The sequence below is a fragment of the Saccharopolyspora galaxeae genome, from assembly GCF_016526145.1.
GTDB lineage: Bacteria > Actinomycetota > Actinomycetes > Mycobacteriales > Pseudonocardiaceae > Saccharopolyspora_C > Saccharopolyspora_C galaxeae.
Genome location: NZ_JADDUE010000006.1, coordinates 378,721 through 392,224 on the forward strand (window position 1 = coordinate 378,721; position 13,504 = coordinate 392,224).

The 13,504-nt window shown below is 70.3% G+C and carries 17 protein-coding genes; 15 read left to right on the forward strand and 2 right to left on the reverse strand.

Going from position 1 to position 13,504, the window contains the following annotated elements:
• Window positions 1–29 precede the first annotated feature (29 nt).
• The 5 genes from INP57_RS16540 to INP57_RS16560 all read left to right on the forward strand — a co-directional run bounded on the left by INP57_RS16540 (window position 30) and on the right by INP57_RS16560 (window position 3,905).
• Complete coding sequence (locus INP57_RS16540) at window positions 30–611, forward strand: hypothetical protein (RefSeq protein ID WP_200071105.1); 582 nt, start codon at window positions 30–32, stop codon at window positions 609–611.
• Between the two features lies 1 nt (window position 612).
• Entirely contained in the window at window positions 613–1,602 is a 990-nt protein-coding gene (locus tag INP57_RS16545) for a C40 family peptidase (RefSeq protein WP_200071106.1), read from the forward strand.
• 98 nt (window positions 1,603–1,700) lie between these two features.
• Window positions 1,701–2,159 (forward strand): hypothetical protein, encoded by a 459-nt coding sequence (locus INP57_RS16550; RefSeq protein WP_200071107.1) that lies wholly within the window; start codon window positions 1,701–1,703, stop codon window positions 2,157–2,159.
• 84 nt (window positions 2,160–2,243) lie between these two features.
• Window positions 2,244–2,432, forward strand: a complete 189-nt coding sequence (locus tag INP57_RS16555; RefSeq protein ID WP_200071108.1) for a hypothetical protein — start codon at window positions 2,244–2,246, stop codon at window positions 2,430–2,432.
• Between the two features lie 6 nt (window positions 2,433–2,438).
• Complete coding sequence (locus INP57_RS16560; RefSeq protein ID WP_200071109.1) at window positions 2,439–3,905, forward strand: RNB domain-containing ribonuclease; 1,467 nt, start codon at window positions 2,439–2,441, stop codon at window positions 3,903–3,905.
• Between the two features lie 89 nt (window positions 3,906–3,994).
• Here the strand turns inward: INP57_RS16560 and INP57_RS16565 are convergent, their stop codons facing one another.
• Window positions 3,995–4,963: an SRPBCC family protein gene (locus INP57_RS16565; protein WP_200071110.1), complete on the reverse strand. Its 969-nt coding sequence runs from the start codon at window positions 4,961–4,963 to the stop codon at window positions 3,995–3,997.
• 45 nt (window positions 4,964–5,008) lie between these two features.
• Window positions 5,009–5,332, reverse strand: coding sequence for an ArsR/SmtB family transcription factor (locus INP57_RS16570; RefSeq protein WP_200071111.1), 324 nt, complete (start codon window positions 5,330–5,332; stop codon window positions 5,009–5,011).
• 213 nt (window positions 5,333–5,545) lie between these two features.
• On the opposite strand from INP57_RS16570, the gene npdG reads away from it, so the two are divergent.
• The 10 genes from npdG to INP57_RS16620 all read left to right on the forward strand — a co-directional run bounded on the left by npdG (window position 5,546) and on the right by INP57_RS16620 (window position 13,446).
• A complete protein-coding gene (gene npdG / locus INP57_RS16575; protein WP_233627648.1) occupies window positions 5,546–6,223 on the forward strand; it encodes an NADPH-dependent F420 reductase in 678 nt (225 codons plus the stop codon).
• A gap of 44 nt (window positions 6,224–6,267) precedes the next feature.
• Window positions 6,268–6,672 (forward strand): DUF4326 domain-containing protein, encoded by a 405-nt coding sequence (locus tag INP57_RS16580; protein WP_200071113.1) that lies wholly within the window; start codon window positions 6,268–6,270, stop codon window positions 6,670–6,672.
• Between the two features lie 189 nt (window positions 6,673–6,861).
• Window positions 6,862–7,821, forward strand: coding sequence for a glutathione S-transferase family protein (locus INP57_RS16585; RefSeq protein ID WP_200071114.1), 960 nt, complete (start codon window positions 6,862–6,864; stop codon window positions 7,819–7,821).
• 222 nt (window positions 7,822–8,043) lie between these two features.
• Window positions 8,044–8,922, forward strand: coding sequence for a helix-turn-helix domain-containing protein (locus tag INP57_RS16590; RefSeq protein ID WP_200071115.1), 879 nt, complete (start codon window positions 8,044–8,046; stop codon window positions 8,920–8,922).
• The gene (locus INP57_RS16595; protein WP_200071116.1) at window positions 8,909–9,097 is read left to right on the forward strand and encodes a DUF397 domain-containing protein; all 189 of its coding nucleotides are present in this window, start codon (window positions 8,909–8,911) and stop codon (window positions 9,095–9,097) included. Before INP57_RS16590 ends, INP57_RS16595 begins: the two co-directional genes overlap by 14 nt.
• A 63-nt stretch (window positions 9,098–9,160) precedes the next feature.
• Window positions 9,161–10,069, forward strand: a complete 909-nt coding sequence (locus INP57_RS16600) for a transporter substrate-binding domain-containing protein (RefSeq protein WP_200071117.1) — start codon at window positions 9,161–9,163, stop codon at window positions 10,067–10,069.
• A gap of 277 nt (window positions 10,070–10,346) precedes the next feature.
• Window positions 10,347–11,822 (forward strand): sensor histidine kinase, encoded by a 1,476-nt coding sequence (locus INP57_RS16605; RefSeq protein ID WP_200071118.1) that lies wholly within the window; start codon window positions 10,347–10,349, stop codon window positions 11,820–11,822.
• A 265-nt stretch (window positions 11,823–12,087) separates the two neighbouring features.
• Entirely contained in the window at window positions 12,088–12,498 is a 411-nt protein-coding gene (locus INP57_RS16610; protein ID WP_200071119.1) for a roadblock/LC7 domain-containing protein, read from the forward strand.
• Window positions 12,495–12,857: a DUF742 domain-containing protein gene (locus INP57_RS16615; RefSeq protein WP_200071120.1), complete on the forward strand. Its 363-nt coding sequence runs from the start codon at window positions 12,495–12,497 to the stop codon at window positions 12,855–12,857. Before INP57_RS16610 ends, INP57_RS16615 begins: the two co-directional genes overlap by 4 nt.
• Window positions 12,838–13,446, forward strand: a complete 609-nt coding sequence (locus tag INP57_RS16620) for a GTP-binding protein (RefSeq protein ID WP_200071121.1) — start codon at window positions 12,838–12,840, stop codon at window positions 13,444–13,446. The genes INP57_RS16615 and INP57_RS16620 overlap by 20 nt, the downstream gene beginning before the upstream one ends.
• Window positions 13,447–13,504 lie beyond the last annotated feature (58 nt).

Sequence of the window (13,504 nt, forward strand, 5' to 3'; positions counted from 1 at the left end):
CCGCCCGGTGGTGTGAAGGGGAACGCGCGATGCCGATCCGAACGCACCGCGGGCGCGCCGCGGTCTACCGGAGGCTGTGGGGCTGGCCGCTGCGCTCGCCGAAGCACCTGGTGGGCACGGTGATCGTGCTGGCGGCGCTGGCCACGACCATCGGGATCCTGCTGCCCGATCCGCTGCCGGTGAGCCGCACCCCGCGGCCGGACACGACGGGCCAGCGCCAGGAAGTCCCGGCCGCGCCGAGCACGCCGGTCGCCGCGCCGCCGACGTTCCGGGTGCCGAACACCCCAGCCCCGCCCGCGCCGCCGAGCCCGCAGGGCTTATCGGTGGTCGAGGCGTGGGGCAAGCAGTGGGTGAACCACCCGCCGGGCACGGCCGCGCCGGAGTGGGTGCAGCGCCTCGCGCCGTACACCACCGAAGAGTTCATCACCGAGATGGCCACGATCGACCCGGCGAACGTGCCCGCCACGGCGGTGACCGGCCCGCCCGCGGCGCAGCGTTCCACCGCGAACTCGATGGACGTGCGGCTGCCCACCGACGGCGGGGACGTCCAGGTAGAAGTGATCAACACACCGCAGGGATGGCGCGTCTCCGGCTACGACAAGGTGAGCTGACATGCGAAAACTCCTGGTGGCGATCGTCGTGCTGGCCGGTTTCGCCGGGCTGGTCGGGGTCGGTGCGCTCAGCGTGCTGCTCACGGCCGGGCGCGGTGCGCAGAGCTGGGGGGATTGCAGCGCGAGCCTCGGCCCGTGGGGCGACGGCAAGGGGCGCGGAGAGCGCGACGCCGCCGCGCTGCAGCAGGAGTCGGTCGGCATCGCGCAGCGCATCATCGAGATCGGCCAGCAGCGCGGCATGTCGCCGCGGGCCATGCAGATCGCCATCCAGGCGGGCAAGACCGAGTCGAACCTGGCGAACCTGACCCACGGCGACCGGGATTCGCTGGGCATCTTCCAGATGCGGCCGTCGATGGGCTGGGGCAGCGTCGCCCAGATCACCGACGTGAACTACCAGATCAACAAGTTCTACGACACGTTGCTGGAGGTGCCGGGCTGGGAGGAGATGCGGCCCGGCGCCGCGGCCCAGCGGGTGGAGCGATCCGCCTACCCGATGCGCTACCACCAGTGGGAGCCGATGGCCGCGCACCTGGTCAGCACCAAGGGCCAGGTTCCCGGGTTCAGCGGTTGCGAGGACATGGCCTCGTCGAACGTGCTGGCCGGCAAGGCGATCGACTACGCCGACGACCAGGTCGGCAAGCCGTACGTGTGGGGCGCGGCCGGACCGACGGCGTTCGACTGCTCGGGGCTGACCCAGATGGCCTGGAAAGCGTCCGGTGTGGACATTCCGAAGTATTCGCAGTCCCAGTACACCCAGGGCGGCGCGCACATCGCGCTGGAGCAGGCGCAGCCGGGGGACCTGGTGTTCTGGGGCCACGGCCGGGAACCCGCGGCGATCCACCACGTGGCGCTCTACTTGGGCAACAACGAGGTGCTGCACGCGCCGCAGCCCGGTGAGTCGGTGGAGCGGACGAAGATGTGGGACGGCGGCGAGCTGCTTCCGACGGTGGTGCGCCCGGCCGCGGACACCCCCGCGCAGGCGGCCGGTTGATACCGACACGGGTGGTTCGGACCGGCTGATCGCGATCGCCAGGTGTGGCAACCTTGATCCGGGGCCGCGCCCCACGGCGTCCTACACCGGGAGGAAGCATGTTCACCCCTGACCCCATTCCGCGGCGTTCCGCACCCCCGGCCTCGAGCACGCCCCTGGGTGACTACTTGTCCCGGTCCGGGCACGGGGTCGACGGCAACTACGCGGTGCTGCCGCGTTCGCTGGCGGAGTCGATGCCGTTGCCGTGGCAGCAGCACATGCGCCACCTGCTGGCGGAGCTGCACCAGGCGTTCGGGCACCTGCAGTGGCCGGTGTACCGGGTGGTTCCCTCGCGCTACGAGCGGCTCTCGGACCTGGACGACGACCAGCTGGCCGAGGTCGGCTGCACCGTGGAGGTCGGTGACGACGGCGAGCTGGAGTACCGGATGCGCGACGGCAGGCGCGTCGACGACCCGGCCAACCACCACGTCCTGGTGTCCTGCCTCGACCCGATCCCGGGCAGGCCGCCGGGCGGATCGCAGCCCGCCCCAGGCGCCCCACCGCCTCCTGCGTGGTGATCGGCGCCCGATCGCTCGAGACGCGATGCGGCTTGGCGCGCTCAAGGCGTGACACGTGACGCCCCCGCGTGCGAGGCTCGGACCATGGCCGCCAAAGGTTGGTACTTCTGCCTGAAGCACCAGCAGGTCGAGCCCACCGCGGGATGCCGCGCAGCCGACCGGCTGGGGCCGTATGCCGACCGCGAGTCCGCCGAGCACGCCCTGGAGATAGCCCGGGAGCGCACGAAAGCCGCGGACGATGCCGAGCGCCGCTGGTCCGAGGGCGAGGACTGAGCCGCGATGGCGACGGCACAGGTTCCACGTGGTGGTACCGATGTCGTCGCCGGTCCGCCGGGCCGCACCCCGCGCCAGCGCCGTTCGCCCGATCGCGATTTCGCCGCCGTTCGCGCGGATTTCGGTTTGCCGGTGGAGTTCCCGGCAGCCGTGCTCAGCGAGGTGGAGCGCACCGTCGCCCAGCCGGAATCGACGGGTGAGCGCTTCGACGCCACGGACCTGCCGCTGGTGACGGTGGATCCGCCCGGGGCGAAGGACTTGGATCAGGCGGTGTTGCTGCGCCGTCGCCGCGGCGGGTTCCGGATCCATTACGCGATCGCGGACGTCGCCGCCTACCTGCCGGCCGGGGGAGCGCTGGACGCCGAGGTGCGGCGCCGGGGTCAGACGCTGTACCTGCCGGACGGCAACGTGCCGCTGCATCCGACGCTGCTGTCCGAAGGGGCCGCGAGCTTGCTCCCGGACCAGGTGCGCCCGGCTGCGCTCTGGACGATCGACCTGGACTCCGATGGCGTCGCGCAGCGGTGGGACGTGCGCCGCGCGCTGGTGCGCTCGGTGGCGCAGCTGGACTACGAGGGCGTGCAGCGGTCGCTGCGGGCCGGCCGCGCGCACCCGTCGATCGAGCTGTTGCCGCAGGTCGGCAAGCTGCGCCGCGCGCAGGCGTTAGCGCGCGGCGCGATCGAGCTGGGCGTGCCGGAGCAGCAGGTCGAGGCGGACAGCACCGGCGGCTGGCGGCTGGCGCTGCGGCCGCGGCTGGTGGTCGAGGAGTGGAACGCGGAGATCTCGCTGCTCACCGGCATGTGCGCGGCGGAGATGATGCTCGGTTCCGGCCTCGGCATCCTGCGCACGGTGCCCGACCCGGAGCCCGCGACGGTGGCTGCGCTGCGCCGCTCGGCGGCCGAGCTGGGCGTGGAGTGGCCGGAGGATCTGCCGCCCGCGGAGGCGCTGGCCGGGCTGGACCCGGTGCGTCCCGAGGCGCTGGCGGTGCACGTGGCCGCGACCCGGCTGCTGCGCGGTGCCGGTTACACCTCGTTCGAGCGCGGCGCACCGTCGAAACCGCGGCACGCCGGCATCGGAGCTCCTTACGCGCACGTCACCGCCCCGCTGCGGCGCCTGGTCGACCGCTACGGCGCGGAGGTCTGCCTCGCGGTCGACGCGGGCCGCGAGGTTCCGGAGTGGGTGCGTACGGCGCTGACCGCGCTGCCTTCGGCGATGGGCACTTCGGACCGGGTCGCCACCCAGGTGGACCGCGCGTGCCTGGCCCAGGCGCAGGCGTGGGCGTTGTCCGGCCGGGTCGGCGCTGTGTTCCCGGCGACGGTGCTGCGCAGCGGTTCCGGTGATGCCGAGGTGTTCGTGCCGGATCCGCCGGTGATCGCGCGTTGCACGGGCGACGGGCTCGCGGAGGGCAAGCGGGTGCGGGTGCGCCTCACCGACGCCGATCCGGTGCGCCGCTCGGTCGCCTTCTCCGCGGCCTGAACCCTTCCCCGGAAGCCCCGCGTTGGTCGCGAAGTCCCGGCTCACACTGCTGAAAGTCGCACTGCCCGATCTTGCGGCGGGCCTGCGGCTCAGGGTTCGAGTCGCCCGGCGTACATCGCGGCGAGCTGATCGGTTCGGTCCGCAGGCCAGCAGCGAGCCGTGCCGTTCAGCGTCGCGAAGAGCAATTCGAGGTGCGTTTGCCACGCCGCGAGGGCGGTGGGGACGAGCTCGGCCGATTCGGCGGGCAGCGCCTGGGTGACCACGAGGCGGCAGCCGAGCGGCTGCTGGCGGTTCAGTTCGAAGCGCACGTGGCCTGCCGTGGATCCACCCCGGATCCACACGTATTCGAGGGCGTGCGGTGCATCGGATGTCGTGACCGCACCGGCGTCGAAGTAGCCGTGCGTGAACCGGAGCGGGGGTACCTCGCCGGTGACCGGCTGGCGGCCGTCGATCAACACCGCCCACACCTGTTCGACCGACTGCGTCAGATCGCGCTCGAAGCGCACGAGGTACCCATCTCTTGCATCGCGGAGTTCGCCCTCACCCAGGCCGAACTCCTCGACGTAGCGCTCGGCGCGGTCGAGGAACCAGGCATCGTCCGGTTGGGGTGCAGGACCGCCATCCAGCCGTGCCGCCAGGAACGCGAGGCAGATGTCCCACCCCGGTCCGGTGCGCGCCACGGACGGCCGGTCGTTGGTGGTGTCCGTACCGCCCATGGTGTAGGTGAACACGAGCCGACATCCCGCACCGTCCGCGATGATCTCGAAGCACAGCACGTCGTCGACCCAGCGGAACGCGAAGACCTTCGGTGGGTCGAACTCGAGGACCTCGCCGTGCGCGTACTGCCCGCCACCGTCCAGCGCGTCGTCGCCGAAGCTGAACCGCATCGCTGCGCCGATCGCCGGTTCGGATTCGATGTTCGCCGGGAACCAGTGCGCCAGCTCGGCGGGGTCGGTGACGGCTTTCCAGACCTTCTCCGGCGGGTGGGCGAGTTCGCGTTCGAACCGCAGCACCGGCCGCCCGTCGACGGTGCGCAGGTTTCCGAGATGGTGCTCCATCTGTCCGGCCTCCTCGAGAAGTTCGCGCTGGTGGCGCCTCGGTGCTCAGTCCGTCGGGTCGGTGTCGGCCATCGTTTCCAGGTGTCGTTCGAGCGCGTCGAGGCGGTCCTCCCAGAGCTCGCGGTACGGGTTCAGCCACCGGTCGACTTCCGCGAGCGGTTCGGGTCGCAGTTCGTACCACCGGCGCTGGCCGTCCTGGCGGACCCGCACCAGACCGGCCTCGCGCAGCATCCGGAGGTGCTTGGACGTCCCGGGCTGGGTCAAGCCGGTTTGTTCGGTGAGGTCGCCGACCAGCCGCGGCCGTTCGAGCAGCAGGTCGAGGATTCGTCGGCGGTGAGGTTCCGCGAGCACCTCGAACGGGCTGGTCATGGGGTCAATATAACCAAACCGGTATATGACTGCAAGGGCATATGAACGTTGCGAGCGCCGGGGCAGTTGATCTTTCCGGCGGTGCGGATGGGACATTCATCCGCACCGGATCAGCGGCCCGCCGATGTGCGGTTCAGTGTCGCGAAGCACAGCGGGCCGCTCTGGCGCTGCCGCGCCGGGGTGCGGATGGTGGGAGTGCAGCGTTGCGAGTTGATGACGAGGAGGCCCGTCGTGGCTGAGGAGTTGACCATCGGGGTGCTCGGCGGCACCGGCGCGCAGGGCAAGGGCCTGGCGATCCGCTGGGCGAGCGAGGGCAGGCGGGTCGTCATCGGTTCCCGCAAGGCGGAGCGGGCGCAGGAGGCCGCCGCGGAGATCGCCGAGACCTCCGGCGGTTCGGTGACCGGTGCGGACAACGCGACCTGCGCCGCCGACGCGGACATCGTCATCGCGGCGCTGCCGTGGGACGGCCACGAGGACACGCTGCGGTCGGTGCGGGAGCAGCTCGCAGGCAAGATCGTCGTCGATTGCGCGAACCCGCTCGGTTTCGACAAGAAGGGGCCGTACGCGCTGGACGTGCCCGAGGGCTCCGCTGCCCAGCAGGCGGAGGCGCTGCTGCCGGACTCGCGGGTCACCGCGGCGTTCCACCACGTTTCGGCGGTCACCCTGGCGGACCTGTCGGTCACGCATGTCGACCTGGACGTGCTGGTGCTCGGCGACGACCGGGAGGCGACCGACGTGGTGCGCGGTCTCGCGGACGCGATCCCCGGAGTGCGCGGCATCTACGGCGGCCGGTTGCGCAACGCGCGCCAGGTGGAGGCACTGACCGCCAACATCATCGCGATCAACCGCCGCTACAAGGCGCACGCCGGGCTGCGCATCACCGACGTGTGAGCCGCGGCAGCCGCCGGGCATCCTGCGGCCGGGAGGTGGTGGACATGGCCAAGAAGGTCGAGCAGTTGCCCGCGGAGGCCGATCGCTGGACCGACGACGAGCGGGAACGCGCCGAGCAGCTGCTCGACGGCCACGCGGTCGTGGTCAACGTCCGCAAGAGCGGCCCGCACAAGCACCTGGTGCCTTGGTTGCAGGACGAGGACCTGCTCAGCTACGTCGGCCATTCCGGCAACCGGCATTCCTGGCCCGCTTCGGACTTCGCCAGCCCGTTCATCAAGGAGGCGAAGTCGGACCGCGAGGCGATGGTGCGCCACTACGACCAGTGGCTGGACGAACAGCCGAACCTGCTCGAGCGCATCCGCAAGGGCGAACTCTCCGGCCGCGCCCTCGGCTGCTGGTGCGCCCCCAAGCCCTGCCACGCCGACGTCCTGGCCCACCGCGCCGGCTGATCCTTCTTCGCGCCACAGGCGACCGCTCCCGGCGGATGACGTCCGCGCGTGTCGGGCCAACCCCGGCGGTTCCGGGTGAGCGGAACCTTCGCCTGATCTATCGGGACGAACGGTCCGTTCGCTCGGTACGTCCCCTCCGGGGAGTGGGAAAGGTCGTCGCGAAGCGGGGTCGGCTCCTAGGCTGGCGGTATGGCGACCGCGCAGTTCGGCAGTGAAACCTCCCGCGGCGGCGCGTGGGTGCGGCAGGCGAACCGGTTCACCGACCGCATCACCGCCGACGGCTCCTCCGGCAGGCCGGTGCAACCGGGCCGCTATCGGCTGATCGTGAGCCTGGCGTGCCCGTGGGCGCACCGCTCGGTGATCGTGCGCAGGTTGCTCGGCCTGCAGGACGCGATCTCGCTCGGCGTCGTCGATCCGCTGCGCGACGAGCGCGGCTGGCGGTTCACCCTCGACCCGCAGGGGCGCGACCCGGTCACCGGCCTGTCGTTCCTGTCCGAGGCGTACCTGGCGACCGACCCCGAGTTCAGCGGCCGCTACACCGTGCCCGCGATCGTCGACGTCGAATCCGGGCAGGTGGTCACCAACGACTACCCGCAGATCACGCTGGACTTCGCCACCGAGTGGGCCGAGCTGCACCAGCCCGGCGCTCCGGACCTCTACCCCGCGCACCTGCGCACGGAGATCGACGAGATCAACGCGGCGGTGTACCAGGACGTGAACAACGGCGTCTACCGATGCGGTTTCGCCACTTCGCAGCAGGCGTACGAGGAAGCTTTCGAGAAGCTGTTCAACCGCCTCGACGAGCTGTCCGACCGCCTGCAGAACCGCCGCTACCTGGTCGGCGAGCACATCACCGAGGCCGACGTGCGGCTGTTCACCACGCTGGTCCGCTTCGACGCCGTCTACCACGGGCACTTCAAGTGCAACCGGCACAAGCTCACCGAGCTTCCGGTGCTGTGGGCCTACGCGCGCGACCTGTTCCAGACGCCCGGGTTCGGCGAGACCGTGGACTTCGAGCACATCAAGCGGCACTACTACGGCACGCACGCGCAGATCAACCCGACCGGCATCATCCCCGCGGGCCCGGACCTGTCCGGCTGGCACACCCCGCACGGGCGCGAAGCCCTCGGCGGCTCGCCCTTCGGCTGATCACGGCAGCGCCGCGGGCGTCGCGGTGCTCGCGTGGCGCGTTCGGCGTGCACGGCTGGAAGTTCGTCCTCGCCGCTGCACGAACGAGCAGCGGACCCGCACTTGGATCACGTCCTCGCGGGGTGGCTATGATTACGTACCGCATGTTTTCGATCACGCTGCGGAATCGTGCGATAGCGGCCACGTGCGTTGCCACATGTCCCCGGAAGGCTGATCTTCGAGATGGGCAGAACCCGCGCCACCCTCGAGCGCCGGCAGCTCGGCGCCGAACTCCGCAGGCTCCGCGAAGCCGCCGAGAAGCAGCAGCAGGAGGTCGCGCGCGTCCTCGAATGCGACGTGAGCCAGGTCAGCCGCGTGGAAAGCGGCGACCGCTCGTTCAAGGTCCGCGAGATCGAAGCGCTGCTGGACCTCTACAGGGTGCCCGCCGCCGAGCGCGCGCAGATCACCGCGCTCGCCAGGATCGCGCGGCAGCGCCAGCCGCGCCGGATGTACTCCGATGCGATGCCCGGCGCGTTCCGGCGCCTCAGCGACCACGAACAGGACGCGACCGAGATCCTGTGCTCCGAGGGCGAACTCATCCCGGGGTTGTTGCAGACCGAGGATTATGCGCGAGCGGTGGTCGAGTTCGGCAGGCCGAGTGCTTTCAAACCGCACCAGGACGACGTCGAAGCCCGCGTCCAGTTCCGGATGGAGCGCAGCGAACTTCTCGCCAAGGCCGAACCGCCGCGGATGTGGTTCGTGATCGGCGAGGCGGCTCTGCGTCGCCCGGTCGGCGGAGAATCCGTACTCCGCGGCCAGCTCGCGCACCTGCTGGATTTGATCGAAGGGCACTCGCACGTCTTCGTGCAGGTTGCGCCATTGGCAGCAACGGACCATCCGCTGCTCGGATGCAATATCGAGATTCTTCGTTTCGGCGGGGTTGCCGCTGATGTCGCGCACCAGTCAACCTTCCTCGGAGGCGGCGCCTATCTCGTCGACGCTTCGGACGTGGACATGTGCTCGCACGCATTCGAAAAGCTGCGTGCCGTCGCGCTCGGCCTCGACGAATCTCGCGCCTTCGTCGCCCGGCAGGCAGAGGAGTTGGCAGATGCCCGCGTATGAGCGTGTGCAGGGCTGGTTCAAGAGCAGCTACAGCGGCACCTACAACAACAGCTGCGTGGAAGCTCGCCGCACCCCGCGCGGCATGGACGTCCGCGATTCCAAGGATCCGTCCGGCCCGCGGCTGAGCTTCGATTCCGCCGCATGGCGGCACTTTCTGGACCGGTTCATGCGCTGAGCCGGTCCGGATGTCCGATAGCGTGCCCACCGGCCGCGGCCGCGGCCGGAGGGGAGGTGCGCCATGGGTTGGCGGAAAGCCGTGTTCGGCGCGGCGCTGAGCGCGGTGCTCGCGATCGGCGGATGCAGTGTCCCTGCGGGCGGGCGCCCGGCGGGCGGGCGCGAGGACGCGGCGCCGCCGGAACGCGCAGCGGGCCAACCGAACGATGCAACAGGGCAACCGGACGATGCAACGGTGCAGCCGAACGGCCCCACTGCGGGAAATCCCGCTCCGTCCAGATTGGACGAAGTGATCCGCCGCGGGGAGCTGCGGGTGTGCAGCACCGGCGACTACCGGCCCTTCACCTACCGCGCCCCGGACGGCACGTGGAGCGGGATCGACATCGACATGTCGCGCGACTTGGCGCAAGAACTGGGTGTGCGCGCAACTATTGTGCCGACAACTTGGTCCGGTCTGAGTCGCGATTTCCAGCAGAACTGCGACATCGCCGCGGGCGGCGTGTCGGTGACCCTGAAGCGGGCGCGGGAGGCGTTCTTCAGCGAGCCCTACCTCGTCGACGGCAAGGCGCCGATCACGTTGTGCGCCAACGCATCCAGGTTCGGCGCGCTGGAGCGGATCGACCGGCCGGGTGTCCGCGCCGTGGTCAATCCCGGCGGCACCAACGAACAGTTCGCGCGGAAACATCTGCACCGCGCCGAGATCCGGCTGAACCCGGACAACAACCGGATCTTCGACGACATCCGCAGCGGCCGCGCCGATGTCATGCTCACCGACGCGACCGAGACGAAATGGCAGGCCAAGCAGCATCCGGAACTGTGCGCGGTGCACCCGGAGCGGCCGCTGAGCTTCAGCGAGAAGGCGTATCTGCTGCCGCGCGGCGACGTGGTCTTCCAGCAATTCGTGAACCAATGGCTGCACCTGCGCACGCACGACGGAACCTACGACCGCATCACCACGCCCTGGATCGGATGACCACCCGGTAACGATCCGCCAACCGAACCGTCCACATGGCACAACAATCTTCGGAACGCTCGCCGGCACACCTAGAATCACCCGCCGGTGTTCCCGCAGATCCGTTATTGAGTAGCATCGGCGAACCCGAGGGGTTGCCCGCGTGGTTCCGCTGTGGACGGTGCGCCGGAACAGGGGTCAGCCGGCTGACACCACCCACGCCCGGAACCCCTCGGCGCACCGCTAGCGCCAGCGGTGCGCCGGCCAGAGCCACCGACCGCGACGAGGACCTGATTCGATGTCCCCAACCACCCCCACCCAATCCGCGGCGAAACGCCGACATGCGGCTCGAACGCTGCTGGTAGTGCTGGTCTCCGCGGTCGTCACCGCCGGACTGTGCACCTGGGCCGCGTTAGCCGTGCCCGACTCGGCGAGCGTGCTGGTCGCGTGGAGCACCGGCGTCGCCGCCGTGCTGCTGACCGCCGCCGCCGGGCTCGCCGCATGGGGCCTGCAGACGGCTTCCTACTACCGCACCCGGGCCGAGAAGGCCGACGGTGCCGCGGGCAAGCTCGCCGACGAAACGCTGCCCGCGCTGGTCACCCGGCTCCGGTCCGGGTCCTCTGTGGACACTGCGCTCGCGGAGATCGAACACCCGCGCAATCCCGCCTTCCAGCGCATCCTGCGCACCCTCGGCCAGGAGATCGGGCACGGTGAACGCGCCCGTGCCGCGGCCATGCTCGCCTGCGCGAACGCCGCGGGCCGGATGCAGGCGCTGTCCACCGGGATGCTCGCCAGCCTGCGCGAGATGGAGGACCGGCACGAAGAATCCGTGCTCGGCGACCTGCTCGAACTCGACCACACCACCGCCCAGGCCGGCCGCCTCGCGGACAGCATCGCCGTGCTCACCGGTGCCCGCTCCGGGCGTCGCTGGACCAAACCGATCGTCATGGAAAGCGTGCTGCGCGGCGCTGTCGGCCGGATCGCCGCGTACAAGCGGGTGCGGCTGCACTCCACCAGCACCGCCGCGATCGTCGGCTACGCCGCGGAAGGCGTGATGCACGCGCTGGCCGAGGTGATGGACAACGCCACCAGCTTCTCGCCGCCGTCCGAGCTCGCGCACGTCTACGTCGAAGAAGTGCACTCCGGCATCGTCGTCACCGTCGAGGACGGCGGCCTGGTGATGAGCGAGGCCGCGATGAACCGCGCGGTGCACGCCGTCGGGCCCGAACCGCTGGACCTCACCACGCTCAACGGCACCCGGCTCGGGCTGGCCGTGGTCGGCTGCCTGGCGCGCAAGCACGGGCTCACCGTCTCGTTCCGGCCGTCCTCGCGCGGCGGGACCGGCGTGATCGTGATGATCCCGCGGAAACTGGTCACCCAGCCGCGCAAGCAGGACGAGCTGACCGTGCCGACCCGCTCGGTCGGCGCCGTCGGCAACCCGCAGCAGGCGGCGCAGGCCGCGCAATCCGCGCAGCCCGCAGCCGCAGGTTCCCGGCCGCCCGCCGCGACCGGCACCCTCACCCGCGACGAACGGCCCACCACCGAGCAACCCGCGGCCGAAGGCACGGAGGCGAACGTGCACGACCTGCCGAAACGGCGTCGCGGCGAAACCCTCGCCGCGACCTCGCCTGCGTTGTTGAACGACGAGACCGAATCCGCCGGCGACGCGTCATCCGAGCTGCCCAAGCGGCCCCGCCCCAACCCCGGCGACCGCTTCGGTGCGTTCCGCCAGGCCAGCAACCGCCAGCCCGGCGACTCCGACGACGCGCGCTAGGGGATGAAGTTGATTGAGAGTGGTTTGCTTAGTGGGTTGCGTAGCGGAACCTCAGACGCCTTCTGGCTCCGGGATCTCATCCTTAAGTAGCTCCCTACTCGGCGTCTGAGCTGTCCTCGCCAGAAGACGTCTGAGAACCCGCGGCGGTGCCGGCTGAGTCCCCCACCGCAAGCGGCTTCGCCGCTTACAAGACAACGGCTAGACCCCCACGAGCACACGAAGATTGGAGGTAGGGGCCGCCACCGCAGCGCCGGCTCCGACACTCATGACCGACCGCAATCTCGACTGGTTGCTGGAGAACCTCTTGGGGCGCACTCCGGGGACCAAGCACGCGCTGGTGCTGTCCAAGGACGGCCTGAAGGTCTGCCACTCGCCGGGCCTGTCCGTCGACCAGGCCGACCAGCTCGCCGCCATCGCCTCCGGCATCCAGAGCCTGTCCTACGGCGCATCCGTCGAATTCGGCGACGGCAGCGGCGGCGTCCGCCAGTCCATGAACGAGTTCCACGGCGGGCTGCTGTTCATCGTCGAGGCCGGTGAAGGCGCCCACCTGGCGGTGCTCGCCGAGGAGGACGCCGACGTCGGCGTGATCGGGCACAACATGAACGAACTGGTCGAGCAGATCGGGGAGTACCTCAGCGCGCCGCCCCGGCAAGCCCAGCCGAGCGGGTTGTCATGAGCCCGCGGCCCCTCGACAACGAAGACCCGGACCGGCTCTACACCGTCACCCAGGGCCGCAGCAGCGTCGACGAGGACTCGCTGGACCTGGTCACGCTGATCGTCAGCGAGTGCGACCCGTCCCCGGGGATGCAGTCCGAGCACGTCCGCATCCTGCAGCTGTGCCAGCAGCCGATGGCGGTCGTGGAGGTCTCCTCGCACCTGGGAATGCCGGTCGGCGTGGTGAAGATCCTGCTGTGCGACCTGCTGGACACCAACCGGATCACCGCCCGGCACCCGTCGTCCGCGTCGAAGAAGAAGGCGCAACTGCCCGATCCCGACATCTTGAAGCAGGTTCTCGTTGGACTCCACAACCTCTGAGCACACCCGCGCACCGCTGCGCAGCACCGCCAACGACGGCCTGAAGATCGTCATCGTCGGCGGTTTCGGGGTCGGCAAGACCACCATGGTCCGGTCGGTGAGCGAAATCCGGCCGCTGAGCACCGAAGAGACCATGACCCAGGCCAGCCTCGGCATCGACGACGCCAGCGGGGTGCAGGACAAGACCACCACCACCGTGGCGTTCGACTTCGGCCGGATCAGCCTGGACGCCAAGCGGGTGCTGTACCTGTTCGGCGCCCCCGGCCAGCAGCGGTTCTGGTTCCTGTGGGACCGGTTGTTCTCCGGCACGCTCGGCGCGGTCGTGCTGGTCGACACCCGCAGGCTGGAGGACTCCTGGTACGCGATCGACCGGCTGGAGCACCACGGGATGCCGTTCATCGTGGCGCGCAACAAGTTCGGCGATCAGGAGCACAGCCTGGACAGCGTGCGCGACGCGCTGTCGCTGCCCGAAGGCGTGCCGCTGATCGACTGCGACGCGCGGGCCCGCGACTCCAGCAAGCAGGTGCTGATCACGCTGGTCAACCACCTGTACGCGTTGTCGACGGCCACCCAGGAGGCCATGTCATGACCGAGCCCGTCGCCCGGCAGGCCCACCGCCGAGGACGGGGCGGGCCGGCCGGGCGAGG

What these genes read in the sequence shown, in the direction of transcription:
- INP57_RS16570 (WP_200071111.1), bottom strand. Translation starts at nt 5,332, where the DNA reads ATGACCAGCCCGTTCGAGGTGCTCGCGGAACCTCACCGCCGACGAATC.
- INP57_RS16545 (WP_200071106.1), top strand. Translation starts at nt 613, where the DNA reads ATGCGAAAACTCCTGGTGGCGATCGTCGTGCTGGCCGGTTTCGCCGGG.
- INP57_RS16560 (WP_200071109.1), top strand. Translation starts at nt 2,439, where the DNA reads ATGGCGACGGCACAGGTTCCACGTGGTGGTACCGATGTCGTCGCCGGT.
- INP57_RS16605 (WP_200071118.1), top strand. Translation starts at nt 10,347, where the DNA reads ATGTCCCCAACCACCCCCACCCAATCCGCGGCGAAACGCCGACATGCG.
- npdG (WP_233627648.1), top strand. Translation starts at nt 5,546, where the DNA reads ATGACGAGGAGGCCCGTCGTGGCTGAGGAGTTGACCATCGGGGTGCTC.
- INP57_RS16590 (WP_200071115.1), top strand. Translation starts at nt 8,044, where the DNA reads ATGGGCAGAACCCGCGCCACCCTCGAGCGCCGGCAGCTCGGCGCCGAA.
- INP57_RS16540 (WP_200071105.1), top strand. Translation starts at nt 30, where the DNA reads ATGCCGATCCGAACGCACCGCGGGCGCGCCGCGGTCTACCGGAGGCTG.
- INP57_RS16595 (WP_200071116.1), top strand. Translation starts at nt 8,909, where the DNA reads ATGCCCGCGTATGAGCGTGTGCAGGGCTGGTTCAAGAGCAGCTACAGC.
- INP57_RS16555 (WP_200071108.1), top strand. Translation starts at nt 2,244, where the DNA reads ATGGCCGCCAAAGGTTGGTACTTCTGCCTGAAGCACCAGCAGGTCGAG.
- INP57_RS16610 (WP_200071119.1), top strand. Translation starts at nt 12,088, where the DNA reads ATGACCGACCGCAATCTCGACTGGTTGCTGGAGAACCTCTTGGGGCGC.
- INP57_RS16565 (WP_200071110.1), bottom strand. Translation starts at nt 4,963, where the DNA reads ATGGAGCACCATCTCGGAAACCTGCGCACCGTCGACGGGCGGCCGGTG.
- INP57_RS16580 (WP_200071113.1), top strand. Translation starts at nt 6,268, where the DNA reads ATGGCCAAGAAGGTCGAGCAGTTGCCCGCGGAGGCCGATCGCTGGACC.
- INP57_RS16600 (WP_200071117.1), top strand. Translation starts at nt 9,161, where the DNA reads ATGGGTTGGCGGAAAGCCGTGTTCGGCGCGGCGCTGAGCGCGGTGCTC.
- INP57_RS16550 (WP_200071107.1), top strand. Translation starts at nt 1,701, where the DNA reads ATGTTCACCCCTGACCCCATTCCGCGGCGTTCCGCACCCCCGGCCTCG.
- INP57_RS16585 (WP_200071114.1), top strand. Translation starts at nt 6,862, where the DNA reads ATGGCGACCGCGCAGTTCGGCAGTGAAACCTCCCGCGGCGGCGCGTGG.
- INP57_RS16615 (WP_200071120.1), top strand. Translation starts at nt 12,495, where the DNA reads ATGAGCCCGCGGCCCCTCGACAACGAAGACCCGGACCGGCTCTACACC.